Annotated in this window: 31 protein-coding genes; 20 read left to right on the top strand and 11 right to left on the bottom strand. The window is 72.7% G+C overall.

From position 1 onward, the window contains the following. Window positions 1-266 precede the first annotated feature (266 nt). Window positions 267-512 carry a hypothetical protein gene (locus J2S42_RS42205; protein ID WP_307247218.1) on the bottom strand — a complete coding sequence of 82 codons (246 nt, stop codon included), beginning with the start codon at window positions 510-512 and terminating at the stop codon, window positions 267-269. A gap of 9 nt (window positions 513-521) precedes the next feature. Between J2S42_RS42205 and J2S42_RS42200 the strand changes: the two genes are divergently transcribed. Then, on the top strand, window positions 522-767 hold the full coding sequence (locus J2S42_RS42200; protein WP_307247216.1) for a hypothetical protein: 246 nt from the start codon (window positions 522-524) through the stop codon (window positions 765-767). Between the two features lie 6 nt (window positions 768-773). Here the strand turns inward: J2S42_RS42200 and J2S42_RS37775 are convergent, their stop codons facing one another. Both J2S42_RS37775 and J2S42_RS37770 read right to left on the bottom strand, forming a co-directional pair. Further along, a complete protein-coding gene (locus J2S42_RS37775; protein ID WP_307247214.1) occupies window positions 774-1,385 on the bottom strand; it encodes a DUF4232 domain-containing protein in 612 nt (203 codons plus the stop codon). 74 nt (window positions 1,386-1,459) lie between these two features. Then, window positions 1,460-2,560 (bottom strand): serine hydrolase domain-containing protein, encoded by a 1,101-nt coding sequence (locus tag J2S42_RS37770; RefSeq protein WP_307247213.1) that lies wholly within the window; start codon window positions 2,558-2,560, stop codon window positions 1,460-1,462. A gap of 94 nt (window positions 2,561-2,654) precedes the next feature. Here J2S42_RS37770 and J2S42_RS37765 point away from each other — a divergent pair, with 94 nt between their 5' ends. The 11 genes from J2S42_RS37765 to J2S42_RS37715 all read left to right on the top strand — a co-directional run bounded on the left by J2S42_RS37765 (window position 2,655) and on the right by J2S42_RS37715 (window position 13,067). Then, the gene (locus tag J2S42_RS37765) at window positions 2,655-3,323 is read left to right on the top strand and encodes a copper homeostasis protein CutC (RefSeq protein WP_307247211.1); all 669 of its coding nucleotides are present in this window, start codon (window positions 2,655-2,657) and stop codon (window positions 3,321-3,323) included. 577 nt (window positions 3,324-3,900) lie between these two features. Continuing rightward, on the top strand, window positions 3,901-4,242 hold the full coding sequence (locus J2S42_RS37760) for an ArsR/SmtB family transcription factor (protein ID WP_307247209.1): 342 nt from the start codon (window positions 3,901-3,903) through the stop codon (window positions 4,240-4,242). A gap of 3 nt (window positions 4,243-4,245) precedes the next feature. Beyond that, window positions 4,246-4,731, top strand: a complete 486-nt coding sequence (locus tag J2S42_RS37755) for an SRPBCC family protein (RefSeq protein WP_307247207.1) — start codon at window positions 4,246-4,248, stop codon at window positions 4,729-4,731. 58 nt (window positions 4,732-4,789) lie between these two features. After that, entirely contained in the window at window positions 4,790-6,025 is a 1,236-nt protein-coding gene (locus J2S42_RS37750; protein WP_307247205.1) for an MFS transporter, read from the top strand. Then, entirely contained in the window at window positions 6,022-6,774 is a 753-nt protein-coding gene (locus J2S42_RS37745) for a MerR family transcriptional regulator (protein WP_307247203.1), read from the top strand. Before J2S42_RS37750 ends, J2S42_RS37745 begins: the two co-directional genes overlap by 4 nt. Before the next feature lie 119 nt (window positions 6,775-6,893). Then, window positions 6,894-7,472: a TetR/AcrR family transcriptional regulator gene (locus tag J2S42_RS37740; protein WP_307247200.1), complete on the top strand. Its 579-nt coding sequence runs from the start codon at window positions 6,894-6,896 to the stop codon at window positions 7,470-7,472. A 25-nt stretch (window positions 7,473-7,497) separates the two neighbouring features. Continuing rightward, window positions 7,498-9,708, top strand: coding sequence for an MMPL family transporter (locus J2S42_RS37735; RefSeq protein ID WP_307247198.1), 2,211 nt, complete (start codon window positions 7,498-7,500; stop codon window positions 9,706-9,708). 321 nt (window positions 9,709-10,029) lie between these two features. After that, entirely contained in the window at window positions 10,030-10,809 is a 780-nt protein-coding gene (locus J2S42_RS37730; protein WP_307247196.1) for a transposase family protein, read from the top strand. Between the two features lie 307 nt (window positions 10,810-11,116). Next, complete coding sequence (locus J2S42_RS37725) at window positions 11,117-11,545, top strand: hypothetical protein (protein ID WP_307247194.1); 429 nt, start codon at window positions 11,117-11,119, stop codon at window positions 11,543-11,545. Between the two features lie 68 nt (window positions 11,546-11,613). Further along, window positions 11,614-12,531 carry a 1-phosphofructokinase family hexose kinase gene (locus J2S42_RS37720; RefSeq protein ID WP_307247192.1) on the top strand — a complete coding sequence of 306 codons (918 nt, stop codon included), beginning with the start codon at window positions 11,614-11,616 and terminating at the stop codon, window positions 12,529-12,531. Between the two features lie 20 nt (window positions 12,532-12,551). Further along, a complete protein-coding gene (locus J2S42_RS37715) occupies window positions 12,552-13,067 on the top strand; it encodes a DUF6924 domain-containing protein (RefSeq protein WP_307247190.1) in 516 nt (171 codons plus the stop codon). Window positions 13,068-13,073: 6 nt separating this feature from the next. Here J2S42_RS37715 and J2S42_RS37710 read toward each other — a convergent pair whose 3' ends face one another. Then, window positions 13,074-13,502 (bottom strand): DoxX family protein, encoded by a 429-nt coding sequence (locus J2S42_RS37710; protein WP_307247188.1) that lies wholly within the window; start codon window positions 13,500-13,502, stop codon window positions 13,074-13,076. 50 nt (window positions 13,503-13,552) lie between these two features. Here J2S42_RS37710 and J2S42_RS37705 point away from each other — a divergent pair, with 50 nt between their 5' ends. After that, entirely contained in the window at window positions 13,553-13,858 is a 306-nt protein-coding gene (locus J2S42_RS37705) for a TolB-like translocation protein (RefSeq protein WP_307247186.1), read from the top strand. A gap of 1 nt (window position 13,859) precedes the next feature. On the opposite strand, the gene J2S42_RS37700 is transcribed toward J2S42_RS37705, so the two are convergent. The 3 genes from J2S42_RS37700 to J2S42_RS37690 all read right to left on the bottom strand — a co-directional run bounded on the left by J2S42_RS37700 (window position 13,860) and on the right by J2S42_RS37690 (window position 15,511). Continuing rightward, on the bottom strand, window positions 13,860-14,735 hold the full coding sequence (locus tag J2S42_RS37700; protein WP_307247184.1) for a hypothetical protein: 876 nt from the start codon (window positions 14,733-14,735) through the stop codon (window positions 13,860-13,862). Between the two features lie 252 nt (window positions 14,736-14,987). Continuing rightward, a complete protein-coding gene (locus tag J2S42_RS37695; protein ID WP_307247182.1) occupies window positions 14,988-15,215 on the bottom strand; it encodes a hypothetical protein in 228 nt (75 codons plus the stop codon). Next, window positions 15,212-15,511 (bottom strand): hypothetical protein, encoded by a 300-nt coding sequence (locus J2S42_RS37690; RefSeq protein WP_307247180.1) that lies wholly within the window; start codon window positions 15,509-15,511, stop codon window positions 15,212-15,214. The genes J2S42_RS37695 and J2S42_RS37690 overlap by 4 nt, the downstream gene beginning before the upstream one ends. Window positions 15,512-15,613: 102 nt before the next feature. Here J2S42_RS37690 and J2S42_RS37685 point away from each other — a divergent pair, with 102 nt between their 5' ends. Further along, on the top strand, window positions 15,614-16,066 hold the full coding sequence (locus tag J2S42_RS37685) for a GNAT family N-acetyltransferase (RefSeq protein ID WP_307247177.1): 453 nt from the start codon (window positions 15,614-15,616) through the stop codon (window positions 16,064-16,066). Window positions 16,067-16,068: 2 nt separating this feature from the next. Continuing rightward, window positions 16,069-16,815 (top strand): DinB family protein, encoded by a 747-nt coding sequence (locus tag J2S42_RS37680; RefSeq protein ID WP_307247175.1) that lies wholly within the window; start codon window positions 16,069-16,071, stop codon window positions 16,813-16,815. On the opposite strand, the gene J2S42_RS37675 is transcribed toward J2S42_RS37680, so the two are convergent. Further along, entirely contained in the window at window positions 16,799-17,623 is an 825-nt protein-coding gene (locus J2S42_RS37675; RefSeq protein WP_307247173.1) for an SDR family NAD(P)-dependent oxidoreductase, read from the bottom strand. The genes J2S42_RS37680 and J2S42_RS37675 overlap by 17 nt on opposite strands. A 148-nt stretch (window positions 17,624-17,771) precedes the next feature. On the opposite strand from J2S42_RS37675, the gene J2S42_RS37670 reads away from it, so the two are divergent. Genes J2S42_RS37670 through J2S42_RS37660 form a run of 3 tightly spaced genes read left to right on the top strand, consistent with a single transcriptional unit; the run spans window position 17,772 to window position 19,583 of the window. Continuing rightward, entirely contained in the window at window positions 17,772-18,653 is an 882-nt protein-coding gene (locus J2S42_RS37670) for a helix-turn-helix transcriptional regulator (RefSeq protein WP_307247171.1), read from the top strand. Between the two features lie 46 nt (window positions 18,654-18,699). Continuing rightward, entirely contained in the window at window positions 18,700-19,287 is a 588-nt protein-coding gene (locus tag J2S42_RS37665; RefSeq protein ID WP_307247170.1) for a class I SAM-dependent methyltransferase, read from the top strand. Next, on the top strand, window positions 19,284-19,583 hold the full coding sequence (locus J2S42_RS37660; RefSeq protein WP_307247168.1) for a DUF1905 domain-containing protein: 300 nt from the start codon (window positions 19,284-19,286) through the stop codon (window positions 19,581-19,583). Before J2S42_RS37665 ends, J2S42_RS37660 begins: the two co-directional genes overlap by 4 nt. On the opposite strand, the gene J2S42_RS37655 is transcribed toward J2S42_RS37660, so the two are convergent. From J2S42_RS37655 to glpK (J2S42_RS37645), 3 genes are all read right to left on the bottom strand, one after another. After that, entirely contained in the window at window positions 19,573-20,004 is a 432-nt protein-coding gene (locus J2S42_RS37655; RefSeq protein WP_307247166.1) for a hypothetical protein, read from the bottom strand. The two genes, J2S42_RS37660 and J2S42_RS37655, sit on opposite strands and share 11 nt — an antisense overlap. Window positions 20,005-20,109: 105 nt before the next feature. Further along, window positions 20,110-21,807 (bottom strand): glycerol-3-phosphate dehydrogenase/oxidase, encoded by a 1,698-nt coding sequence (locus tag J2S42_RS37650; protein ID WP_307247164.1) that lies wholly within the window; start codon window positions 21,805-21,807, stop codon window positions 20,110-20,112. Next, window positions 21,807-23,279, bottom strand: coding sequence for a glycerol kinase GlpK (gene glpK, locus J2S42_RS37645; protein ID WP_307247162.1), 1,473 nt, complete (start codon window positions 23,277-23,279; stop codon window positions 21,807-21,809). Before glpK (J2S42_RS37645) ends, J2S42_RS37650 begins: the two co-directional genes overlap by 1 nt. A gap of 85 nt (window positions 23,280-23,364) precedes the next feature. Between glpK (J2S42_RS37645) and J2S42_RS37640 the strand changes: the two genes are divergently transcribed. Both J2S42_RS37640 and glpK (J2S42_RS37635) read left to right on the top strand, forming a co-directional pair. Continuing rightward, on the top strand, window positions 23,365-24,108 hold the full coding sequence (locus J2S42_RS37640; RefSeq protein ID WP_307247160.1) for an IclR family transcriptional regulator: 744 nt from the start codon (window positions 23,365-23,367) through the stop codon (window positions 24,106-24,108). Continuing rightward, complete coding sequence (gene glpK / locus J2S42_RS37635; RefSeq protein ID WP_307247158.1) at window positions 24,105-25,601, top strand: glycerol kinase GlpK; 1,497 nt, start codon at window positions 24,105-24,107, stop codon at window positions 25,599-25,601. Before J2S42_RS37640 ends, glpK (J2S42_RS37635) begins: the two co-directional genes overlap by 4 nt. Window positions 25,602-25,766 lie beyond the last annotated feature (165 nt).

Raw genomic sequence — 25,766 nt, 5'->3', positions numbered from 1 at the left:
CGGTTCTTCCCATTCTGGGGTACGGGTAAAGGGCCATCGATCAGGCACGACGTCACCCGGTCGATGGATGTGCGCGCATGCCCGGGGTCGCCGCCGGCCCGCATGGTGGCCGATGTGACCGACGCGGAGTAACCACGCGACCACGCTCCCGGCCCGGGCAGGGACCGGGAGCTGCCCGGTCGGCGGTTCGGCGGCGGGCCGGACGACGCGGAGCTCGCGGACTGCCCGGCCGCGCCCCCGGAACCACCGGTCGCGGGCACCACCGGCTACTGGCCGGTGCCGCCGCGTGCCGGATCCGCGCCCGCCGTACCCGCGGAGAGGCCGGACGGTTCCCGGCGCCGGTGGGCGCTGCCGCTGGCGGCCCTGGCCGCCACCGCGGCGCTGACCGCGGGAGTGCCGGTCGTGGACCGGGTGCTGACGCCGCCGAACCCGTTCCTGGAGGGCGGCACCGAGTTCGCCGCGACCGGGGCGAACGGCGCGGCCGGCACGGTACGGCTGGTGCCGACCGGCACCGGACCGGCGTGGTGCTGGAGCCGGACGGGCTGCCGGCGGCCGCGGCGGGCAGCTACTACACGGCCTGGCTGCGCGGCCCGGACGGCACGGTGGTGCCGCCGGGGTCGTTCCACGAGCGGCGGACCGGTATCCCGGTCTTCCTGTGGAGCGCGGTCGAACCGGCCGCCTCCCCGGAGTTCGTGGTGACGCTGCAGTCCGAGAACGATCAGCCGTCGCCGGACGGCCCGGTGGTGCTCACCGCCCGGCTCCGCTGAGCGTTCTCACCAGGCGACGACGCCCTGCGTGGACGGCTGGATCGTGCCCACCCGGAGGCCGCTGACCGGCAGCCGCTCGACCGCCTGGTCGCCGCCCTCGACGCCGGTGAGGGTGGCGTTGACCGGCGTGCCGCCGCCGGGCGGCATGACGGTGAGCGTGGTCGCCACCGCGCAGCCGGCCGCGCCCAGGTCGCAGATCGTCCACTTGAACCCGGCGAACGCGGTCTCGCCCGGGTCCAGCGCCGTGGGCGTGGCCGGTCCCGGCTGCTGCACCTCCTCGACCGGCACCTTCAGCGCGCTGTCGTCCGCGGCCCGCAGGCCGAGCGTGGGCCAGCCGTCGAGCGTGCACGGCCGGTCGGACGCGTTCGTGATCGCCAGCAGCGCCACGCCGGCGTCCTGCACGGTCGCCGCCGCCGTGACGTCCTCGCCGGTGCACGCCTCGCCACCGGCCGCGGACCCCGCCGGCGCGGGCGCCGCGCTCCGCGTCGCGGTGCCGGACGCGGCCCCGCTCGCGGCCTCGGTCTCCTCGCCGGGATCGCCGCCGCAGGCCGCGACGGTGCACAGCAACGCGGCCGCCGCGACGACCCGGAACGGACGCCTCCTGTCAGGACGCCTCATGTCAGGACCCCTCTCGTCGACTGACCGGGGTCGTTCCCGGCGCGGCGCGGGACTATGCCGGTTTCGCGCGGGTTTTACCTGATCGACGCGTTCACCGCCCGGATCAGGTTCGCCGCGCGAGTGTCCGGTTCCGCATAGTCGGCGTGCAGGCGGTTCGGCACGTATCCGAACGCGACGCCGGTCTGCGGGTCGGCGTACCCGATCGCGCCGCCGTGCCCCGGCCAGCCGAACGCGGACGGTGAGTACCACGGCAGGTCGGGCGACGGCAGACCGAAGCCGAGTCCGCTCCGGCTCGGCACGCCCATGATCACATCCGGCCCGGCCGCGGCCACCGTCGTGGCCGTCGCCAGCGTCTGCGGCGCGAGGATGCGCGCACCGATCAGCGCGGCGTACAACCCGGCCAGCCCACCGGCCGTGCAGACCCCGTTCACGGCGGGGATCTCGCAGGTCAGCGCGGCCGGCACGGACAGGTCCAGCGGCTCCTCGCTGATCACCAGTGTGCGGGTCTGCAGCGCGGCCGGGTCCATCGCGGCGAGCGCGGCCCGCTCCCCCGGCGGCGTGATCAGGTCCGCGACCCGGTCCAGCTCGGACTCCGGCAGCCCGACGTGCAGGTCGAGATGCAGCGGCGCCGCGATCTCCTCCCGGAAGAACACCCCGGGGGTACGGCCGTCCGCGCGCCGGACCACCTCACCGATCAGCCAGCCGAACGTCAGCGCGTGGTAGCCGATCGCGGTGCCCGGCTCCCACTCCGGCACGGCGTCCTCCAGCCGCGCGATCACCGGGTGCCAGGCGTAGATGTCGGCCAGCGGCATGCGGGGCAGCGCGGGCACCGCGGCCTGATGGGTGAGCAGCCAGCGAACCGGGATGCCGTCCTTGCCGTGCCGCGCGAACTCCGGCCAGTACGTCGCGACCGGCGCGTCCAGGTCGAGCACGCCCCGCTCGGCCAGCACCAGCGCGACCGTGGCCGGAACCGCCTTCGTGGCGGAGAAGACGACCTGCAGCGTGTCCCGCCGCCAGGGCCGGCCGGCGCCCGCGGTACCGCCCCATAGATCGACGACCTGCACACCGTGCCGGAAGACCGCGACCGACGCACCCGCCTCCCGCGCCATGGTCGCCGCGAACGCCTCGGCCACCCGCTCGTAGCCGGGCGCGACCGTACCCTCGATGTCCGTCATGGTGAGTCAGAATATGGCGAGGAACATCGACGTACGCGAGATCACAGCGGCGATTCGCCGGGGAACATGCGACGCATATGGGACCATGCCGCCTATGTCGCGCCCGCTGCTGGAAGTCATCGCGCTCGGCCCCGCCGACGCCCGCCGCGCCGCCGACGGCGGCGCCGACCGGATCGAGCTGGTCAGCGACATGGACGCGGCCGGCCTGACGCCGGACCCGGCCACGGTCGAGGCGGTCCGCGCGGCCGTCGACCTCCCGGTCCGGGTGATGCTCCGCGACCGGGACGGCTTCGCCCCGCGCGACCTGGCCGCGCTGCGCGGCACCGCCAAGGCGGCCCGCGAGGCCGGCGCGACCGAGTTCGTGCTCGGCTTCCTCACTCCCACCGGCGACGTCGACCTGCCCGCCGTGCACGAGCTGCTGGACGTCCTGGACGGCGCCCCGTGGACGTTCCACCGCGCCATCGACCACGCCGCCGACCGCACCGCCGCCTGGGCCGCGCTGCGCGACCTGCCCGGCCTCGACTGCGTCCTCACCGCCGGCTGCCCCTCCGGCGTCGCCGACGGCCTCCCCGTCCTCACCACCGAGTCCGCCGCCGGCCTCCCCATCCTGGCCGGCGGCGGCCTCCGCCCCCCGCACCTGCCCGCCCTGCGCGCCGCCGGCCTCACCGCCTTCCACACCGGCGGTGCCGTCCGCCCCGAGGGCCGCTGGGACCTCCCCGTCGACCCGGCCCTGGTCACCTCCTGGCGGACCGCACTCAGCTGAACCAGCGCCGGCACCGCTTGCCGCGCGACCGCACCGGTCAGTTCCGGTTCGTCGCGGTGCGGGTGGTGACGGTCGCGCACAGGTAGAGGCTGCGCCGGCCGTCGACCGTCGGTGCCACATCGGACGGTCGCAGGACCGGCAGCGCGGTTTCGGGTACGGCCCGGTCGGCGGTCCGCCCGCCACGCCGACCGGGCCCGGTGCCGACAGCACGTGTCCCTCGACGTGAACCGGCGAGTCGTCGTAGGGCCGCAGCGAGACCGCGCCACCGGCGACCGGCCCGGGATCCGAGTCGTCGGTCTCCCCGGTCACGGACTCGCCGCTCCACAGGCCCGTCCGCACCGGCCACCGCCGAGACCGTCCCGCCGACCGCGCCGCGCGGGCTCGCCAGGTGCGCGAACCCCGGCCGGCCGGGCCGGCGTCCCCGGGCCGGGCCGCCATCCGCAGTGCCAGGTAGTGCCACACCTCCGGCGTCACGGCCGGGACTCGATGGCCACCGCATGCCGATCCGAGAGAAATCCGTCCACGGAATGGAACCAGCGCCTTGCAACGTACAACCGATTGGTTGTACGTTGTGTTCATGGCCGAAGAGGACGCGCGCCGGGTGGACGCCATGTTCCACGCGCTCGCTGACCGCACGCGGCGGGACATACTTCGCCGGGTGCTGGCCGGGGAGCACTCCGTCTCCGCGCTCGCGGTCGCGTACGACATGAGTTTCGCCGCGGTGCAGAAGCACGTCGCCGTGCTGGAGAAGGCGGGCCTGCTGACCAAGCGACGCAATGGTCGCGAGCAGCTGGCCAGTGGCGACGTGGCCGCGGTGCGGTCGGTGGCCTCCATGCTGGCCGAGCTGGAGCAAGTGTGGCGTGGCCGCATCGGCCGTATCGACGCGTTGATCGCATCCGATCCCGAACAGAAGGACTGAACGATGCCTGTGACCGACGTCAAGCACGACCTGGACGCCCTGACGCTGACCATCACCGCGGACTTCGCGGCGCCCGTCGAGCGGATCTGGCAGGTGTACGCGGACCCTCGTCAGCTGGAGAAGATCTGGGGACCGGCGTCCTACCCGGCGACGGTGGTCGACCACGACCTGACCCCCGGCGGCCGCGTGACCTATTACATGACCGGCCCGGAGGGCGACAAGCACGCCGGGTACTGGCTGGTCGGCGAGGTGGACGAGCCGCGGTCCTTCGCCTTCCAGGACGGCTTCGCCGACCTGGACTTCAACCCGGTGCCGGACCTCCCGCTCTCCGCGAACGTCTACACCTTCACCGCGCACGACGGCGGCACCCGGGCGACGTACGTCAGCACCTACGCGTCCGCCGAGGCGTTGCAGCAGGTGCTGGACATGGGCGTGGTGGAGGGCGCCACCTCGTCGCTGAACCAGATCGACGACCTGATCGCCGCCTGACGGCGGAGCCCCGGATGCGGGTTGACCCCGACGCGACGTCATGGTTTGCCATGGTGGGGTGAATCGGGCCTCCGGGGCGTACCTCGCCTCATACGTGCTGTCGTTGCTCGGCAACTCCGTCGCCGGGGTCGCGTTGCCGCTGATCGTGCTGCAGACCACCGGCAGCGTGCTGGCCACCGGCGCGGTGGCGATCGCGTCCGCGCTGCCGGCCGCGGTCGCCGGGCTGCTGATGGGCGTGGTGATCGACCGGATCAACCGGCGGACCGCGTCGGTGCTGACCGACCTGGTGTCGGCCGCGTCGATCGCGGCGCTGCCGCTGCTGGACTCCGCGGTGGGCCTGTCGCTGGGCTGGTTCGTGCTGTCCGCGGTGATCGGGTCGTTCGGGGACGTGCCGGGCCTGACCGCGCGGGAGGCGATGCTGCCGGGGATCGTGCGCACCGGCGGGCTGGGCGCGGAGCGGCTGCTCGGGCTGCGCGAGGCGGCCGGCGCGGTGGTGACGCTGATCGGCCCGGGCGCGGCGGGCGTGCTGGTCACCGCCTTCGACGGTACGGACGTCCTCTGGATCACCGCGGCACTGTCCGGCGCGGCGGCGTTGGTCACGCTGCTGATCCCCGGTGAGGCCGGTGCGCTCGCCGCCACCGGGCCGGCCACGGAGGTCCGGCTGCGGGACGGCTGGCGCGCGCTGATCCGGTCGCCGTTCCTGGTGGTGACGACCGTGCTGGGCACGGTGCTGGTGCTGGCGCTGAGCGCGTTCCAGGCGCTCGTGCTGCCGGTCTACTTCACCCTCGCCGGCCGACCGGAGCTGCTCGGGTTCGTGCTCAGCGCGCTCGCGCTCGGCCTGCTCGCCGGCGGTGGCGGCTACGCGGCCGCGGGTGGCCGAGGGCCGCGCCGGGCCTGGTTCGTGGCCGGCACGCTGGTCACGGTCGCCGGGTTCGGCGGGATGGCGTCGCTGGCGTCGCCGTGGCTGGTGCTGGCCGCGGCCGGCGTGGTCGGGTTCGGCAACGGGCTGTTCGGCAGCCTGCTCGGCGTGCTCATGGTGGAGCGCATCCCGGACGGCATGCGCGGCCGCATCATGGGTACGCAGAATGCGATCATGACGCTCGCCCCGGCGCTCGGCATGGGCGCGGCCGCGATCCTGACCGAGTGGTCCGGCGCGCGGACCGCCGCGATCGCGCTGGCCGCCGCGTGGGCGGTCACCGCGGCCTACGCTCTGTGGGCACCGTCGCTGCGCACGCTGGCCCCCGCGCGGCCGGCGACCCGCGACCAGGAGCGGCCGGAGGAGCTGGTCGGATGAACAGCGGCGAGATCGCGCGGCTGGCCGGGGTCAGCGTGCGCACGCTGCGGCACTACCACCAGGTCGGCGTGCTGCCCGAGCCGCACCGGCGGGCGAACGGCTACCGGGAGTACGCGGTCGGCGACCTGATCCTGCTGCTGCGCGTCCGCCGGCTGACCGAGATCGGCGTGCCGCTCGACGAGATCCCGGCGCTGCTGGAGTCCGCCACGCACGCGGACTCCGTGCTGGAGCAGCTGGACGCGGAGCTGGCCGCGCAGATCGACCGGCTCACCGCCCGCCGCGAGGTGATCGCCCGGCTGCGCGCGGCCGGCGCCGCCCCGGACACGCCGCCGGAGCTGGCCGGGCTGCTCGGCGCGTACGGCCCGACCGGTCTGCCATCGGCGCTGCTCGCGCAGGACCGGGACCTGTCGATCCTGCTGCACCACCTGCTGGACGAGGACGGCCGGCGGGAGCTGCGCGCGCTCTACGCCTCGCTGCACCGGCCGGAGCTGCTCGCCGAGCTGCACGCGCTGACCGCCCGGTTCGCGGCGCTCGACGCGGGGACGCCGGAGCACGAGCGGGACGCCTTGCTGGCCGCGTACCGGCGGATGTTCGCGCGGGTCTTCGCGGACGGCTATCCGTCGATCGACGCGCCGCAGCTGGCCTCGCTGTTCGCGGACTACCAGTCCACCGCGTTCAACGACGCGCAACGGGCGTTCCTGGACCGGATGGTGGCGGACTTCCCGGACGGTCACCGTACCGCTGGATGATCGTTGGTTTCGCTTCGCCGCATATAGGCGAAATGCGAGTATGAATCGTGTGCTGAATGTGAGGACCATTACGGTCCGATACGGACCAGGGTGGTCCGTGAGGGACTAGGTTGGTCCGCATGCCGCGACAGACGAGACAGGAGATCGACGACGAGATCGTCGAGCATGCGGCCGCGCTCTTCGCCCGGCACGGCTTCAAGGACACGTCCGTGCAGCGCATCGCGGATGCGGCCGGCTACTCGAAGACCGGCCTGCTGCACCGCTTCCCGAACAAGGAGGCGCTGTGGGACGCGGCGATCGACTGCTGCGCCGGCGCCATGCGCGAGGTCGCCGAGACCGCCGCGGCCATGCCGGACGGGCCGGCGCGCGACCGCGCGGTGATCGAGCAGCTGGTCGACCTCGCGCTGTCCAGCCCGGGCCTCGCCTCGCTCGCACTCTCCTTCATCGGCGGGCCGGGCGAGGGCGACCAGCTCGAGGGCATCGCCCGCCCGGTGATGACCGCGTTCGGCGTGCTGCCCGGCAGCACCGACATCGGCCGCGTGGTCCGCGTGATCGCCGCCGCCGGCGCCCTCGCGGTCACCTCCGTCGCGCTCAGCGACGACGACAACCCGTTCCACCAGCTCAGCGACGGCACGCCCGGCCAGGTCCGCGACCACCTGGTCGCCGCCATCTACGACGCACTCGGCCACCCGCGTTAAAGACCACCGAGAGGAACCATTCGGCATGGCAACCTTCCTGCATCGCCTCGGGCTGGGCTCGTTCCGGCACCGATGGGCGGTCACCATCGTCTGGCTGCTGGTCTTCGTCGGCACCGGGGTCGGCGCGGCCACGCTGTCCGGCACCATGGCCACGTCGTTCAGCATCCCCGGCCAGGAGTCGACCACCGCGCTCGACCTGATCGACGAGCGCTTCGGCGGCGGCTCCGGCGGCACCGCACAGGTGGTGATCGCGGCGCCGGACGGCGCCAAGGTCAGCGACCCGGCCGTGGCCGCGGAGATCACCGCGTACGTGCAGAAGCTCGGCGCGCTGCCCGGTGTGGAGTCCGCCAGCAACCCGCTCGACCCGCAGCGGCCCACGGTGGCGCCGGACCAGAGCGCGGCGTACAGCACGGTCACCTACGGCACGCCCGCGCCGGAGATCACCGCGGAGCAGCGCGAGGCCCTGCTCGACACGGTCGCCGAGGCGCGCGACGGCGGCCTGAACACCGAGGTCAGCGGCGAGGCCAGCATGGAGCCCGGCTCGGACATCGGCGGCCCGGCCGAGGCGGTCGGCGTGGTGGTCGCGCTGATCGTGCTGGCGATCACCTACGGCTCGCTGGTCGCGGCCGGGATGAACCTGCTCACCGCGATCGTCGGCGTCGGCATCGGCGCGCTCGGCATCACCACCCTCAGCGGCTTCGTCGACCTGCAGTCGACCACGCCGATCCTCGCGGTCATGCTCGGCCTCGCGGTCGGCATCGACTACACGCTGTTCATCGTCACCCGCTACCGGCACGAGCTGCTGCACGGCCGCGACCCGGAGAACGCGACCGCGATGGCGGTCGGCACCGCCGGTTCCGCGGTCGTCACGGCCGGCATCACGGTCGTCATCGCGCTCGCCGGTCTCGCGGTCGCCGGCATCCCGTTCCTGACCGAGATGGGCATCGCTGCCGCCGCCACCATCGTGGTAGCCGTGCTGATCGCGATCACGCTGGTCCCCGCGGTGCTCGGCTTCATGGGCCGGCGTGCGCTGCCGCGCAAGCTGCGGGCCGCCGGTGCGGTCGACCCGGAGGAGCAGGGCCGCCCGTTCTACCGCGGCTGGGCGAACACGGTCACCCGGTTCCGTACGCTGAGCCTGCTCGCCGCCGTGATCGTGCTCGGCGTCGTCTCCATCCCGTTCTTCTCCATGCAGACCACGCTGATCCAGCCCGCGCAGGCCGGCAGCACGCAGGAGCGGGCTCAGGCGATGATCGCCGAGAAGTTCGGCCCCGGCTTCTCCGGCCCGCTGGTCGTGCTGGTCGACGGCGCGAACGCGACCGCCCGCGCCACCGCGATCGCGGCGTCGTTCCAGGCGCTCGACGGCGTCTCGTTCGCGACGCTCGGCGGCGCCCGCCCGGACGACGCGGCCGCGCTGGTCACCGTCATCGCCGACTCCGCACCGGACAGCGAGGAGACCAAGCAGCTGGTCCATACGCTGCGCGACCGGGTCGACGAGACCGGCGACGAGCAGATCTACGTGACCGGCCAGACCGCGGTCAGCGTGGACGTGGCCGAGAAGCTCGACGAGGCGCTGCCGCGCTACCTGGTGCTGGTCGTCGGCCTCGCGCTGATCCTGCTGATCCTGGTGTTCCGGTCGCTGCTGGTGCCGGTGATCGGCGTGCTCGGCTTCCTGCTCACGATCGGCTCCGCGCTCGGCGCCACCACCGCGGTGTTCCAGTGGGGCTGGCTGAACGCGCTGGTCAACACGGATACCGAGGCGCCGCTGCTCAGCCTCGCCCCGATCATCGTGATCGGCATCCTGTTCGGCCTGGCCATGGACTACCAGGTCTTCCTGGTCTCCCGCATGCACGAGGCTCACGCGCACGGCGCCACGCCGCGGGACGCCGTGATCACCGGTTTCAAGCAGGCCGCCCCGGTCGTCGTCGCGGCCGCGACCATCATGTTCGCGGTCTTCGCCGGTTTCGTCCCGGAGGGCAACGACACGATCAAGCCGATCGCGTTCGCCCTGGCCGTCGGCATCCTCTTCGACGCCATCATCGTCCGCATGATCGCCGTGCCGGCCGCGCTCAGCCTGCTCGGCCACGCCGCCTGGTGGCTCCCGTCCTGGCTGCGCTGGCTCCCGACGCTGGACGTGGAGGGCGCGGCACTGGAGCGCACGGTTCCCCCGGTCACGATCAGCGAGCTCCCGGAGACGACACCGGCCCCGGCCCCGGCGGAGGACTCGGCACCCCGCTGACGGCTCGATACGGCGACGAAGAGCAGGATCTTGAACTTCAAGATCCTGCTCTTCCCGTTTCCCGCCTCCGGTTTCCGGCCCGGCCGGGGTTCCGCATGCTTCCGGCCCTGTTGCCCATCTCCCGGATCACGCTCACCGCACCCGGCCCTGACGCGGCCACCCGACCGTGCTCGCATGGCCGCCCCTTCGTTGAATGAGCCTTTTTCATCCTGGCTTTGCAGGTGGCAGCGGGTATGACGACCCCGGAGATCGATAGGTGCGAGGCTCCCGGTAAGACAGCAGTCGACCAAGATCCGATGCCCCGACCAGGGAGCCTCGCCCGTGCTGTCTTACCCCGCCACGATCTCGTTGTCCACCCGCACCCTCAACCACCTCACCGGCCATATCCGCCGCCACCGCCACCAGCAACGATCCCGGTGGCGGCGGCTGACACCCCGCGACCAGGCCCTTCTCGCCCTGGCGCACCTGCGTAACGGGGACACCTACACCCGCCTGGCCGCCGGATTCGGTATCGGGGTCACGACCGCCTGGCGCTACGTCCAGGAAGCCATCGCCCTGCTCGCCGCCGCCGCACCCGATCTGGCCACCGCCATGGACCGGATCCGCCGGTACCCGTACGTCATCCTCGATGGCACCCTGATACCCATCGACCGGGTCGCGGACCAAAAACCGTACTACTCCGGAAAACATCACCGGCACGGCATGAACACCCAAACGATCGCCAGCCCACAAGGCACATGGCTATGGGCCTCACCCGCCCTGCCCGGCGGCGCCCACGACCTCACCGCCGCCCGCACCCACGGCATCATCGACGCCCTGGCCAGCGCGAACATCACCGTTCTCGCGGACAAGGCCTACCTCGGCGCCCCCGACAACGTCCTCGTCCCCTACCGCGGCAGCCGCTGGCGCAAACTATCGACCGGAGAGAAAACCGCCAATAAAGGACACGCCCGCCTACGAGCCATCGGCGAACAAGCCAACGCCACCCTGAAGCAATGGAAGATCCTGACCAAACTCCGCTGCAGCCCGCACCGCACCACCACCATCATCCAAGCCATCCTGGTCCTCGACCACATCGACGCAGGCCACACACCAGGATGAAAAAGGCTCAATGACCTCCTTTTCGCTCCACTGTTTGATCACACAGGCTCCGGACTCACGGCGGACACGATCACCAGACGCAGCGGCCCAGGACTTCATCCCGAGATTTCGCGCAGGGGCGCACCGGGCCGCGACGCGGGCCGGTGCGACACCGACGGCGTGCGGGCCACAGGCCACCCGGCCCGTGGTCACGCGGAACTCGGCGCCCGGTACCGATCGTTACCCGCTCGTGTCCGTCCGCCGGGCATGAGGGCCGATCAGCCAGGGAAATCCGGGCCCCTGACGTTGATCTTCGAGGGGGATCGGTATGACCGCGACTGTCGAGAACGCTCCGGCGCTCGGTGACGACCTGGAGCAGCGGCGCGCGAAGATACGCCGGCAGCAGCTGCTGATGGCGACGGAGCAGTGGGCGCCGGGCTATCGGGAGGTGGCCGGTGGCTGGCTGAAGTACGTCTGCGAGATCACCGGCGCGACCGACGAGGAGCGGGCCTGGCTGGAGGCGCACGTCGCCACGCACGGCCTGCCGGACGTCGTGCGCACCGCCGAGGAGTGGTCCGCGCGGCGCCGCACCCAGGGCGGTCAGGCGAACGCGGCCGCGACCGCGGCGTTCCTGGCCGGCGACTTCGACCGGGCGCGCGACATGATCGACGTGGCCCGCGCGCACGGCGCCGTGCTGGAGACCGAGTGGCTGCGGCTGCACGAGTTCGTCTCCGCCCGCGCGGCCGCCGCGGCCTGAGGTAATGCTCAGCGAGTTCACAGCGACTACCACGGGTGACCGGCCCGGATTCCGGGCACTTCCGGGCCATGGATGCGCGAGTGATGGTGTTCGCGGCCGTACCGATCCTGACGGTGACGATCGAGGAACGGGCGGACCGGCCGGAGCTGCATGTGCACGCCGGTGGCCAAGGCGTCTGGATGTCACGCATGGTGGCGTCGCTCGGCGTACCCGTGACATTGTGTGTGTCCTTGGGCGGCGAGACCGGTGAGGTCCTGCGCGGCCGGCTCAGCGGCGAGAACATCGATGTACGGTCGGTGAAACGGGAGTCGGGCAACGGCTGGTACGTGCACGACCGCCGCAGCGGCGAACGCGACGAGGTCGCCGAGGACGGCGGCGTCCCGCTCACCCGGCACGACATCGACGCGCTCTACGGGATCGCGCTGGCCGAGGGCCTGCGGTCGCCGGTCGCGGTGCTCAGCGGGTCGGCCGCACCCGGCGTCGTCGACCCGGACATCTACCGCCGGCTCGCCGCGGACCTCGGCAACAACGGCGTGACCGTGGTCGTGGACCTGTCCGGCGACGACCTCACCGCGGTCCTCCAGGGCAAGCCCGCGTTCGTCAAGGTCAGCCACGAGGAGCTGATGAACGCGGGCCGCGCGTCCGGCGACGACGAGAAGGCTCTGATCGAGGCCGGCCGCAGCGTGCTCGGCGAGGGCGCCGGCACCGTGCTGATCAGCCGTCCGCACGCGCCCAGCCTCGCGCTCTTCGACGACCGCGTGGTCACGGTCGAGCCGCCCGCGCTCGAGGTCGCCGACCACCGCGGCGCCGGCGACTCGATGACCGCCGGTATCGCCTCCGTGCTCGCCCGCGGCGGCGACATCGAGGCGGCGCTGCGCACCGGCGCCGCCGCCGGCGCGCTCAACGTCACCCGGCACGGCCTCGGCACCGGCGACGCCGAGGCGATCGCGGAGCTGATCAGTCGCGTTCGGCTGGAAGACCGCTGATCACTTGTTAGCGTGAGGGCATGCTGCCTGTGACCGAGAGCACGCTGGTCGTGCGCACAGACTTCACCGACTCGGACGCGTGGACGCGGGTGTGCCGCGCCGTCGCCGAGCCACCCGGCGGCGACCTGGTCCGCGCCGCGTTCACGTTCGTGGACGACCCGGCGTTCACCGGTGTCAGCCCGTCCCGCGCGCTCAAGCTGGTGCCGCGGTCCCCGTCGCACCCGATGGTCGCGCTCGCCGACAGTGTCACCATGACGTCGCCCGACCTGCCGCTGCTGGTCGTGGACCTGATCGACGACCCGGGCGGCACGTTCCGCTCCGCGCCCGAGGTGCTCTGGCACGTCGCCAACAACCTGTTCGTCGCGCCCGGCTTCTTCCACGACTACGTACGCAGCGTCGACCAGGACGGCATCTACCGCTGCGGCGGCCGCGAGGGCCAGATCAAGGTTCTCTCCGCGATCGCCTCGCTCAAGGGCGTCCCGTTCGACGCCGACGACTACGACTTCTCCCGCTCCGCTCCCGCACGCCGCCGCTGACCGCCGCTAGGAACGCCGGGAACGCCGGCTTCGCTGGAGAAGCGTGCGGAGCACGGGAATCGCGCCGGTCGCGGCGAGCGCCCAGACGACCAGCAGCGGCTGGAAGAGCAGCCGGACCCCACGGGCAAGGTCGGACTCCAGCCCGAACGCGTCCCGCTGCTCGGTGAACTGCGCGACGTTACCCGGAAAAATCACCACGAAGAACGCCGCTACGACCGCCCCGACCAGGCCACGCACCGGCTGCCGCCAGGCGAGCAGCAGCGCCAGCCCGAGCACGACCTCCACCACCCCGGACGCGACCACCACGAAGTCCGCGTCCAGCGGAACCCACGACGGCACCTGCGCCTGGAACTCCGCACGCAGCACCGTGAGATGCCCGATCCCAGCACCGATCAGCGCCAGCCCGAGCAGTATCTGTCCGGCGATCCCGAGCACGATCCATTCCCCCCTCAGCCGACGGCCACCCCCCACACGGCGGCACCGGAGTGGGGACGACAGCGTACGAGAGCCGCGACCCGGCGATCGGGCTCAGCGGCCGGTGCGTCGTCTGGGCGTCCGGCGCGACCACGCTCGTACCCGGCGACACGAACGCCAGCTACGATATCTTCGTCCGGGACCGGGTCGCCGGCACCACCACGCGCCTGACCGGCAACGGCTACGGCGGCTACGGGTACGGTCCGCGGCTCACGCCGGACGGTGCCTCGGTCGTCTTCCACACCGCCGCCGCCCTCGCCGCCGGGGACACGAACGGCGACTACGACGTGTACGCCATGGACCCGGGCTGCCGCTGACTCAGTGCGCGACGGACAGGTTCAGGTGGGCGAAGGCGGGCATGAGCGCGGCCACCGCCTCCTCGTCGGCCTCCAGCGACCGCACGACCAGGCTCTCCAGCTGCGGCAGCAGCGGCGACCCGGCGAGCACCTCGAGCACCTCGAGATCGGTCCCGTCGAACTCGGCCTCGCCCAGGTCGAGGTGGCGCAGGTTCGGCATGGCCGTGGGGGTCAGCTCGTTCTCCAGCTGGTCGACGGGGCAGGCCACGCCGTACACGTCCGTGCCGAGCTCGACGGCCAGCCGGACCAGGGCCGGTGCCGACGCCGGGAACACACCGCCGTCGCACAGCACGGCGCCGCGCAGCCGCGCCTCGGTCAGCGAGTCGCCGCCGATCCGGTCGAACAGGAACGCGCCCTCGGCGGTCAGCGTCCGCAGCGCGGGCAGCGCCTCCCACATGCCGGCCTCGGCGTCGTGCGTGAAGCCGTCGTGCAGCCGGCTCTCCGGCTCGATCCGGCCGCCGGTCGACGTGCGGCTGTGCTCCAGCAGGTATGTGAAGTCGTACCCGAGATAGAGCTCTTCGAGGTGGGTGCGCACGCTCCCGGCGAGCGCCCGCGCGGCGGCGGCCGCGGAGTGGTGGTAGTCGGTGAGGTGCAGCCGCAGCACCCGCAGCCGCGCCACGACGGGGTCGGCCAGCAACGCCTCGATCAGCACCGCCTCCCACTGCTCGGGATCGGCCAGCCGGCCCGGATCCCGCCCGTCCAGCAGCCGGGCGGCCAGGTCCCGGCGTGCCGGCGCGGTCCCCGGTTCGAGCCGGAACACCGCCTCGTCGACCATGCCCTCAACCAGCGTGCACCGCCACGAGCCGTCCTCGTGCAGCAGGTCGATGAGCGTGCTCATGGCGTTCTCCCGTGGTCCAGCGGCCGGTGTCGCGCAGGATCATACGATTCGGGTACGACATCGCCCGGCCATGGAGAGTGACAGCATGACGTGCATCGTCGGGATCACGGACGAGCGGACCGTCACCATCGGCGGCGACTCGGCCGGCAGCGACGGCTGGCACGTCGCGGTCCGCTCCGATTCCACGGTGTTCCAGGTCGGGCCGTACCTGGTGGGCTTCACGACCAGCTACCGGATGGGTCAGCTGCTCCGCTACTCGCGCCCGGCGGCTTCCAGCACCGTGCACAGCGGGTCGGCGGCACCGGTCACGAAGGCCGCGGCGTCCGCGTCGGTCGCGTCCGGGTTCTGTTCGCGGTAGATGCGGCACGCCGTGGCCAGCAGGCGGTCCGCGTCGGTGACCGTGCAGTCCCGGCGCAGTCGCACGAAGACACGCATGCCGTCGGCCAGGGGTTCGTCGCCGGTCAGCTTCCCGTCACTCACGCCGCCAGGCTACGGGAACGTGCGTTGCGGCCCTCGGCCTCCCGGACGGCGATCGCGAGCGCCGCCGGCAGCTCCTCCGCCGCCACCGGCCCACGCGCCGCGGCACCGGCAGCGACCGCCGCACCGGCAGCAGCCGCGCCGACCGGCGTCAAGGTGCGGTGGGCGCTGATGCGGGGCGAATCGTCGGTCGCCTGCCTGGCCGAGCTGGCCGGCACGTCGCCGGCCGCGGTCAGCCAGCTCCTGGCGAAGCGGCGCATGTCCCGGCTGGTCACGTCGCGGCGGCAGGGCACGTTCATCTACTACTCGGCCGCGAGCGAGCGCGTGCGTGCGGGAGCTGCCGGCACAGGCGCTCGGTAAGGACTCAAAAATCGCTCATCCCTGACGCCTATCCTGCGGACATGCGCTTGGAACGGGTGACGCCGAAGAACTACGAGGCGGCGCTGAAGCTGTCCGTCCGCGAGGACCAGAAGGATCTCGTGGCGTCCGTCGAGCATTCGCTCGCGGAGGCGTACGTGTACGGCGAGCACGCCTGGCCCCGGCTGGTCTACGACGGTGACCGGCTGGTCGGCTTCCTGATGGCGTTCGTGGACCTGCCGTGGAAGGACCCGGACGACACCGACCGGCGCTCCGGCCTGTGGCGGCTCAACATCGCCGGGAAAGAGCAGGGCCGGGGGTACGGCACGTTCGCGGTCGAGGCGGCCTGCGCGGAGCTGCGCGCCCGCGGCACCATCGACTTCTACGTGACCTACGTGCCGCGCGACGGCGGCCCCGCCCCGTTCTACCGCGGGCTCGGATTCGTCCCGACCGGCGAAGTCGCCGACGGGGAGACCGTCGCCGTGCGTAGGCTCTGACCATGGCGGACTTCACCGGGCAGGACCTGAGCGGCGCGCGCTTCCGGATGGTGCGGCTGGCCGGCGCCCGCTTCCACGACGTCGACTTCCACCGGGCGCGGATGCGCGGCGTCTGGATGTCCGACGTGGACATCGACGGCGAGGTCCGCAACCTGGTGATCAACGGCGTCGACGTGGCGCCACTGATCGAGGCGGAGCTGGACCGCCGCGACCCGCGCCGCCCGCTGATGCGCCCCACCACACCGGACGGTTACGTCACCGCATGGGAGGTGGTCGAGAGCATCTGGGCCGAGACCGCCGACCGCGCACGGCGGCTCGACCCGGCACTGCTGCACGAGCGCGTCGACGACGAGTGGTCGTTCATCGAGACGTTGCGGCACCTGGTCTTCGCCACCGACGCCTGGGTGCGGCGCGCGATCGGCGGCGACCCGTCGCCGTGGCACCCGCTCGGCCTGCCGTGGGACGGCATGTCCCCGACGCCCGGCGTGCCGTGGGACCGGGACGCGCGGCCGGCGCTGGACGAGGTGCTCGCCCTGCGCGCCGACCGCATGTCCGGCGTCCGCGACGTGATCGCCTCGCTCACGCCGGAGTCGCTGGCCGCGCCGACGCCGCCCGCGAAGGGTCCGGGCTGGCCGGCGGAGAACGACTCGTACCCGGTCGCCGACTGCCTGCTGACCGTACTCAACGAGGAGTGGCAGCACCGGCTCTACGCGGAGCGGGACCTCGCCGCGCTCACGAATCGGTCGTGACGGCCAGCTCGCGGCCGGCCTCGATGTCCGCGCTGAGCGCGTCGACCGCGGCCTTCGCCAGGCCGTAGGAGTCGGAGCCGAGCAGCTGGCGCAGCGGTGCCGCGCCGTCCACCGCGACCGTGATGATCGCCTCGGCGGCCTTGACCGGGTCGCCGAGCTGGGTGCCCGGCATGGCCAGGTGCGCCTCGGTCATCTCCCGGATCGCGCCGTACCCGTCGATCGTGCCGGTGGGCAGGCCGATCGAGTGCGGGCGCAGGAAGTCGGTGCGGAAATAGCCCGGCTCGATCAGGTTGACCCGGACGCCGAACTCCGCGACCTCCGCGGCCAGCGACCCGGTCAAGCCCTCCAGCGCGTACTTGCCGGCGCAGTAGAGCGCCCAGCCCGGGAAGGTGGTCAGGCCGAGGATCGAGCTGACGTTGATCACGTGCCCGCGGCGCTCGGCCCGGAAGTCCGGCAGCACCGCGCGGAGCACGTTCCAGACGCCGAAGATCTGGACGTCGAACATCTGCCGCGCCTCGGCGTCCGTGGTCTCCTCGACCGCGCCCAGGAAGCCGTACCCCGCGTTGTTGACGACCACGTCGATCCGGCCGAAGCGTTCCTTCGCGGCCTGCACGGCCGCCGCGACCTGCCGCTCGTCGGCCAGGTCGACCTCCAGCGGCAGCAGCCGCGCGGTGTCCGCGCCGCCGAGCGCCTCGGTCAGCCGGGCGGTCGAGCGGGTGGTCGCCGCGACGCTGTCGCCGCGGGAGAGCAGCTGCTTGACCAGCTCCAGGCCGAGGCCGCGGGACGTGCCGGTGACGAACCAGTTCATGGGTAACTCCTCGGGTCGTGGTGACGGGTTCAATGTTTCGCCGGCGGGCGACCCGTGGACACGGCCGAGCAGGCCCAGCCGTACCTGGGAACGGCATACCCACCCAGGCCCCTCCCGCCGGCCGGCCGGATGCGCGACGATGGACGGCATGGATCATCGGTCGGCACTGGGCGAGTTCCTGCGGGCCTGCCGGGCGGCCACCGAGCCCGAGGACGTGGGGCAGGGACGACGGGTACGCGGTCTGCGCCGCGAGGAGGTCGCGCAGCTCGCCGGCGTGAGCGTCGACTACTACACGCGCCTGGAGCAGGGGCGGCACACCAGCCCGTCCGATGCGGTGATCGACGCGCTGAGCCGCGTCTTCCGCCTCGACGCCGCCGGTCACGCCCACCTGGCCGACCTGGCGAAACCGGCACGCCGGCCGGCCGAGCGGCTGCCGGCGCAGAAGGTGCGGCCGGCGATGCAGCAGATGATCGCGTCGATGACCGAGCACCCGGCGTTCATCGTCGGCCGCCGCACCGACATCCTCGCGGCGAACCCGCTGGCCCGCGCGCTGCTCGCGGACTGGCCCGCGCTACCGCCACGCGAGCGCAACTACACCCGCTGGGTCTTCCTCGACCCGGCCGCGCGCGACCTCTTCACCGACTGGCGTACGGTCGCCGCCGACGTCGTCGGCACCCTGCGGCTCTACGCCGGCCGCCACCCCGACGACGTCCGGCTGAACGAGCTGGTCGGCGAACTGACGATCAAGAGCGCCGAGTTCCGCACCTGGTGGAACGGCCACCGCGTCCACGAACGCACGCACGGCACGAAACACCTGCTCCACCCCGCGGTCGGCCCGATCACCATCCGCTACGAGGCCCTGGCCCTCCCCGGCGACCCCGACCAGACCCTCTTCATCTACAACACCGACCCGGGCAGCCCGTCCCACGACAACATGAAGCTCCTCGCGCTCTGGTCGGATCCCCGGCCGCGCCGGCAAGCGCGTCCGGGGACGCGGGTCCGTGGCGCCGGTCCCGGCCGGGCGGGCTAGGTTTGACCGGCAACAGCAGATCTTGAGGGTACGGGGTGGGGTGGTCATGGCCGAGGAGAATCTGTGGCTGCGGCAGGTCGCGGAGAATCCGGGGCATGCGCGGTGGTACATCCAGCGGTTCCGGGACATGGCGGCGCGCGGGGCCGATCTGGGCGGCGAGGCTCGCCTGGTCGACGCGATGGTGCCGCGTGACGCGCGGATCCTGGACGCCGGGTGCGGCACCGGGCGGGTCGGCGGGCTGCTGGCCGCGGCCGGCCACACCGTGACCGGCGTCGACCTGGACCCGGAGCTGATCGAGGACGCGCGGACGACGTATCCGGGAACGCGGTGGCTCGTCGGCGACCTCGCGGAGTTGAGCCTGCCGGACCGGTTCGACGTGATCGTCTGCGCCGGGAACGTGCTGACGTTCGTGGCGCCGTCCACCCGCGTCGAGATCCTGCGCCGTTTCGCCGATCACCTGGCCGACGGCGGGCGCGTGGTCACCGGCTTCGGCGCCGGCCGCGGCTACGACTTCGACGCCTACCTGGCGGACGTGAAGGAGGCCGGCCTGAGCGCGTCCGTGCTGCTCGGCACGTGGGACCTGCGCCCGTTCGGCCCGGACGCCGACTTCCTGGTGGCGGTGCTGTCCAAGTGATCATCGAGTTCGAGGCGCCGCTCTGGGAGTGGGACGCGCGCCAGGAGAGCTGGACGTTCGTCAGCCTGCCGGAGGACGCCTCCGACGACATCAAGCACCTGACCGCGGGGCTGCGGCGCGGTTTCGGCGCGGTCAAGGTTCGCGCCGTCATCGGCCGCAGCGAGTGGTCCACCTCGATCTTCCCGGACGGCAAGCGCGGCGCCTACGTCCTCCCGGTCAAGCGCGCGGTCCGGGAGAGGAACGGTCTCGCCCCCGGCGACGTCACCGCGGTCACGGTCGAGGTCCTCACACCCTGACCAGTGCGAGGTCCCACTGGCCGTGGTCGTCCGTCCAGAACGTGTCGACCTCGCCGAACGGGAGCGGATTCCTGGCGGGGGTGTCCTCGGCGTAGACGTCGGCTTCCGCCTCCAGCATCGTGGTGATCCGCAGTGCGTCCTCGCGCGTCCCGTCCGTCGCCACCCGGATCCGCACGACCCGCCACTCGCCGTCCGCCGGCTCCCGGCCGAGCAGCGTCCGCCCCTCGACCCGCTCGTCACCGATCTCGAAGATCGTGCCGGGCCCGTCCACCCGCAGCGTCCCGGTGTCCAGAATGGTCAGGTGGTCGTTGAGCTCGTCCCGCTCGCCGCGCAGCAGCGCCGGGTCCAGCCACTCCGGGTGCCGGTCCAGCCCGACCTCGTAGATGAAGTTGCCCCACGCGTAGAGCGCGTACGTCGTCATGCCGATGATCTTAAGCGGGCGAGCGCGGCGCGATCCGCGGTACGGGCGGGGAAAGGGCCGGACGACCGGTGACCGGCCGCTAGAGGCGGCCGGTCACGCACGTGGTCAGGCCGGCACGATCTCGGGGGCCTCGCGGCGCAGCGCATCCGCGCCGGCGTCGTCCGGGGCGGACTGCGCCGCGAGTTCGGCCGCGACCCGGGACTCGTAGTGGCTGATCTCCCGCGCGACGTCGGCGGCCGACCAGTCGAGCGCGTCCGCGATCAGCGGTGCGGCCGCGCGGGCCGCCGTGATTCCGCGGTCCGCGGTCTCGATCGAGATCCGGGTACGGCGGGTGAGCACGTCCTCCAGGTGGCGCGCGCCCTCGTGGGTGACCGCGTAGACGATCTCCGCGGCCAGGTAGTCCTCCGCACCGGGCAGCGGCGTGCCGAGCGACGGGTCGCGGTCGATCAGCGCCAGCACCTCGTCGACCAGCGTCCCGTACCGGTGCAGCAGGTGTTCGATCCGTCCCACGCCGAGCCCGGTGCCGCGGCCGAGCGCGTGCCGCCGGTTCCACGCGGCGCGATACCCGGCCGCGCCGAGCAGCGGCACCTGTTCCGTGCAGGAGGCCGGCACGCGGTGCGGGAGCCCCTTGACCGCGAGATCGACCGCGTCCTTGGCCATCACCCGGTACGTCGTGTACTTGCCACCCGCGATCACCACCAGCCCGGGCACCGGTGAGTCGACCGCGTGCTCGCGGGACAGCTTGGCCGTGGTCTCCGCGGTGGCGGAGATCAGCGGGCGCAGCCCGGCGTAGACGCCCTGGATGTCGTCCCTGGTCAGCGGCGTGACGAGCGCCTTGTTGACCTCGGCGAGCAGGTAGTCGACGTCGCGCCCGGACGCGGCCGGGTGCGACTTGTCCAGCGTCCACGGCGTGTCGGTGGTGCCGACGATCCAGTGCCGGTCCCACGGGATAACGAACAGCACGCTGGTCGCGGTGCGCAGGATCATGCCGGAGTGGCCGGGGATCGCGGACCTCGGCACCACCAGGTGGATGCCCTTCGACGCGGTGATCTGGAACTTGCCCGGCTCCGGCAGCAGCGACTGGAGGTCGTCCGTCCAGACACCGGTCGCGTTGATCACCGACTTGGCACGGATCTCCAGCGCGGCACCGGTCTCCGCGTCGGTCGCCCGGACACCCGCGACCCGTCCGTCGGACGATCGGAGGAAGCCGTCGACCACGGTACGGGACGCGACGTGTGCTCCGTGGGCGGCGGCGGTGCGGGCCAGGAACATGGTGTGCCGCGCGTCGTCGACCTGCGCGTCGTAGTACTGGATCGCACCGGCGAGCGACTCCGGCCGCAGCCCGGGGAACGCGCGCAGCGCCGCGCCGCGGGACAGGTGCTTGTGCTTGGGAATCCCGGCGCTAGTGCCGCCGGACACGCTCAGCGCGTCGTAGAGGAAGATCCCGGCGCCGACGTAGAGCCGTTCCCAGCCGACGTGCCGCAGCGGGTAGAGGAACGGCACCGGCCGGACCAGGTGCGGTGCCAGCTTCTGGATCAGCAGGCCGCGTTCCCGCAGCGCCTCCCGGACCAGGCCGAAGTCCAGCATCTCCAGGTAGCGCACGCCGCCGTGGATGAGCTTGCTGGACCGGCTGGACGTGCCGCTGGCGAAGTCGCGCGCCTCGACCAGGCCGACGGTGAGCCCGCGGGTGGCCGCGTCCAGCGCGGCACCGGCGCCGGTCACGCCGCCACCGATGACCAGGACGTCCAGCTCCTGGCTGGTCATGGCGGCCAGCGCCGCCGTACGCGCCTGTGGTGTCAACATCAGATATCCCCTAGTCCGAAGGTGCGCTCGACCGCGGCCTTCCAGCGTGTGTGTCCCTGGTCCCGGCGGTCGGCCGGCCAGGTGGTCTGCCAGCGGCGGGATTCCCGCCAGTTGGCGCGGAGTTCGTCGGTGGAGGCCCAGAATCCGGCGGTCAGCCCGGCCGCGTAGGCCGCGCCGAGCGCGGTGGTCTCGGCGACCGCGGGCCTGATCACGGGTACGCCGAGGATGTCCGCCTGCAGTTGCATGCACAGCGCGTTCGCCGTGATGCCGCCGTCCACCCGCAGCTTCGACAGCGGCGTGCCCGCGTCCAGCGCCATCGCGTCGACCACGTCCCGGGTCTGGTAGCAGATCGCCTCCAGCGCGGCCCGGGTGATGTGCGCCGCGGTGTGGAAGCGGGACAGCCCGAGGATCGCGCCGCGCGCGTCCGGCCGCCAGTACGGCGCGAACAGCCCGGAGAACGCGGGCACGAACACCACGCCGCCGCTGTCCTCGACGCTCCCGGCCAGCGTCTCGCTCTGCGCCGCGTCGTCGAAGAAGCCGGCCTGGTCGCGCAGCCACTGGATCGCGGCGCCGGTGGCGGCGATCGAGCCCTCCAGCGCGTAGACCGGCGGCTCGTCGCCGTTGCGGTAGGCGACCGTGGTGAGCAGCCCGTGCGTGGACCGGACCGGCGTACCGCCGGTGTTGAGCAGGATGAAGTTCCCGGTGCCGTACGTGGCCTTGGCGTCACCCGGGTCGAAGCAGGTCTGCCCGAACAGCGCGGCCTGCTGGTCGCCGATCACCGCCTCGATCGGCACACCGTTCGTCGCGGTGCCGAAGTGCGCGGACGACGACCGGATCTCCGGCAGCATCTCCGCGGGAATGCCGAACAGCGCGAGCAGCCGCGGATCCCAGGTCAGGGTCTCCAGGGACATCAGCTGGGTACGGCTGGCGTTGGTCACGTCGGTGGCGAACACGTCCCCGCCGGTGAGGTTCCACAGCAGCCAGGTGTCCACGGTGCCGGCCAGGATCTCGCCGCGTGCCGCCCGTACCCGCAGCGATGGGTCTTGATCCAGCAGCCACCGGATCTTGGTGGCGGAGAAGTAGGTGGCCGGTGGCAGCCCGGTGATCTCCCGGATCTCGGCGGCGTGACCGATCGAGGTCACCAGTTCCGCCGTCCGGGTGTCCTGCCAGCCGATCACGTTGTGCAGCGGGCGGCCGGTCGCGCGCTCCCACAGCACCACGCTCTCCCGCTGGTTCGTGATCCCGATCGTGGCCAGGTCGGACGCGGTCAGCCCGGCGGACGCGAGCGCGGCCTCCATGGTCTTGCGGGTGTTCTCGTACAGCTCGATCGGGTCGTGCTCGACCCAGCCGGACCGCGGGAGGATCTGCCGGTGCTCGACCTGGCCGCGCGCGACCTCCGCACCGGACCGGTCGAAGATCATGAACCGGGTGCTGGTGGTCCCCTGATCGACCGCGCCGACGAAGTCCGCCACAGTGTGTCCTCTCGATTGCCGGATGATCCCGACGGTATGAACCGGCCGGGTCCGCGACAACGCTCCGCGTGCGACAATGTCGCACGTGCCCGGATTGATCCAGTCCATCGAGCGGTCGTCCGCGATGCTCCGGCTGATCGGCGCCGCGCCGGCCGGGCTGCGGGTCAAGGAGATAGCGGACGCGCTCGGCCTGGCCAAGTCGACCGCGCACAGCATCCTGCGCACGCTCGCGCACGTCGGGTTCGTGGCGCAGGACCCGCGCGACGACCGCTACCGGCTCGGCGACGCGCTGCGCACGCTGGGGACCGGCGTCGACCCGAACGAGTTGCGTGCCCGCGCGCTGGACTGGGCGGACACGCTCGCGGTGCGCAGCCGCGAGACGGTCCGGGTCGCGGCGCTGCGTGACGGCGCGGCCGTGGTCGCCCACCACGTGTTCCGGCCGGACGACTCGGCGCAGCGGCTGGAGATCGGCCGGCGGCTGCCGCTGCACGCGACCGCGCTCGGGAAGGTGCTGCTCGCGTACGCGGCCGGCGGCACCGACGTCGTTCTCGAGCCCTTCACCCGGTCGACGATCACCTCGGACGCGCGGCTGCGGGCCGCGCTGGCCGAGACCCGGGCGCGGGGCTGGGCCGCGGCGGTGGGCGAGCACGACGCGGGCACGGCCGGGATCGCGGCGCCGCTGCGCACCACCGGCGGCCTGGTGGTCGGCGCGATCGGCGTGTCCGGACCGGTCGACCGCGTCTGCGACACCACCGGACGGCCCCGGGCCCGGCTGGTCACGCACGTGGCCGACGCGGCGCGGGCGACCTCCCGGGCGCTGGCACGGTGAGCCTCACCGAGCGGTACGTGCTCGCGATCGACCAGGGCACCACGTCGACGCGCTGCATCGTCTTCGACCGGCGCGCGACCGTGGTCGCGGTGGCCCGCAGCCCGCTCCCCCAGTCCTACCCGCGACCCGGCTGGGTCGAGCACGACGCCGCCCGCATCTGGCGCGACGTGCGGAAACTCATCCCGCAGGCGCTGCGCGAGGCCGGCCTCGAGCCCGGCCAGGTGGCCGCGATCGGCATCGCGAACCAGCGCGAGACGACCGTGCTGTGGGACCGGCGGACCGGCGTGCCGGTCGCACCCGCGATCGTCTGGCAGGACACCCGGACGGCCGGTCTCGTCGCCGCGCTCGGGCACGGCGACCTGCTGCGGGAGATCACCGGGCTGCCGCCGTCCACCTACTTCTCCGCGCCCCGGATCCGGTGGTTACTGGATCAAGACCCATCGCTGCGGGTACGGGCGGCGCGCGGCGAGATCCTGTGCGGCACCATGGACACCTGGCTGATCTGGAACCTCACCGGCGGGGACGTGTTCGCCACCGACGTGACCAACGCCAGCCGTACCCAGCTGATGTCGCTCTCCGCCCTGGACTGGGACGCACGGCTGCTCGCGCTGTACGACATCCCCGCCGCGATGCTGCCGGAGATCCGGCCGTCGTCCGCCCACTTCGGCACGTCGTTCCTCGGCGTGCCGATCGGCGCCGCGATCGGCGACCAGCAGGCCGCGCTGTTCGGCCAGGCGTGCTTCGACCCGGGCGACACCAAGTGCACGTACGGCACCGGCGGGTTCCTGCTGATGAACACCGGTCCGCGGCCGGCCACGTCCACGCACGGGCTGATCAGCACGGTCGCCTACCGAATCGACGGGCAGCCACCGGCGTACGCGCTGGAGGGCTCGATCGCGATCGCCGGCTCGCTGGTCCAGTGGATGCGTGACGGACTCGGCCTGATCGCCACGCCGTCGGAGATCGAGACGCTGGCCCGGACCGTCGACGACAACGGCGGCGCCTACATCGTCCCCGCGTTCTCCGGCCTGTTCGCCCCCTACTGGCGCACCGAGGCACGCGGCATCATCGTGGGCCTGACCAGCTACATCACCAAGGGGCACCTGGCCCGCGCGGTCCTCGAGGCCACCGCGTGGCAGACCCGCGACGTGGTCGACGCGATGAACGCGGACTCCGGCCTCACGCTCGCCACGCTCAGCGTCGACGGCGGCATGACCGCGGACAATCTGCTGATGCAGCTGGTCGCGGACGTCCTCGGCGTACCGGTGGAACGCTCGATGGTCCCGGAGACGGTCTCGCTCGGTGCCGCCTACGCCGCCGGCCTCACCACCGGCTACTGGACCGACCTCCAGGACCTGCGCAACAACCGCCACCGCGCCGGCGTCTGGCACCCCGCCATGCCCCCGGCCCACCGGGCCGCCGAACACGCCCGCTGGAAACGCGCGGTCGAGGCCGCCGTCTTCGTCAGCCGGCCGGCAGCACCGGAGACGTGACCGGATACACCCTTCGCCCGGCGGCCCATGAGCCCCGTGCGGCGCGAGACCACATCATCGCCTGCGCGACTCACGGCCGCCGCGCTCAGCGTAAGAGTCCCGGCGGGTCGTGCCGTCGTCCCGCTACCGCACCCGCCCCGTGTCCGTCCGATGCGTCTCGCCGGC

This window comes from Catenuloplanes indicus (assembly GCF_030813715.1).
GTDB lineage: Bacteria > Actinomycetota > Actinomycetes > Mycobacteriales > Micromonosporaceae > Catenuloplanes > Catenuloplanes indicus.
The sequence above is the reverse complement of the archived record's forward strand: the minus strand, read 5'-3'. Positions and strand labels throughout refer to the sequence as shown.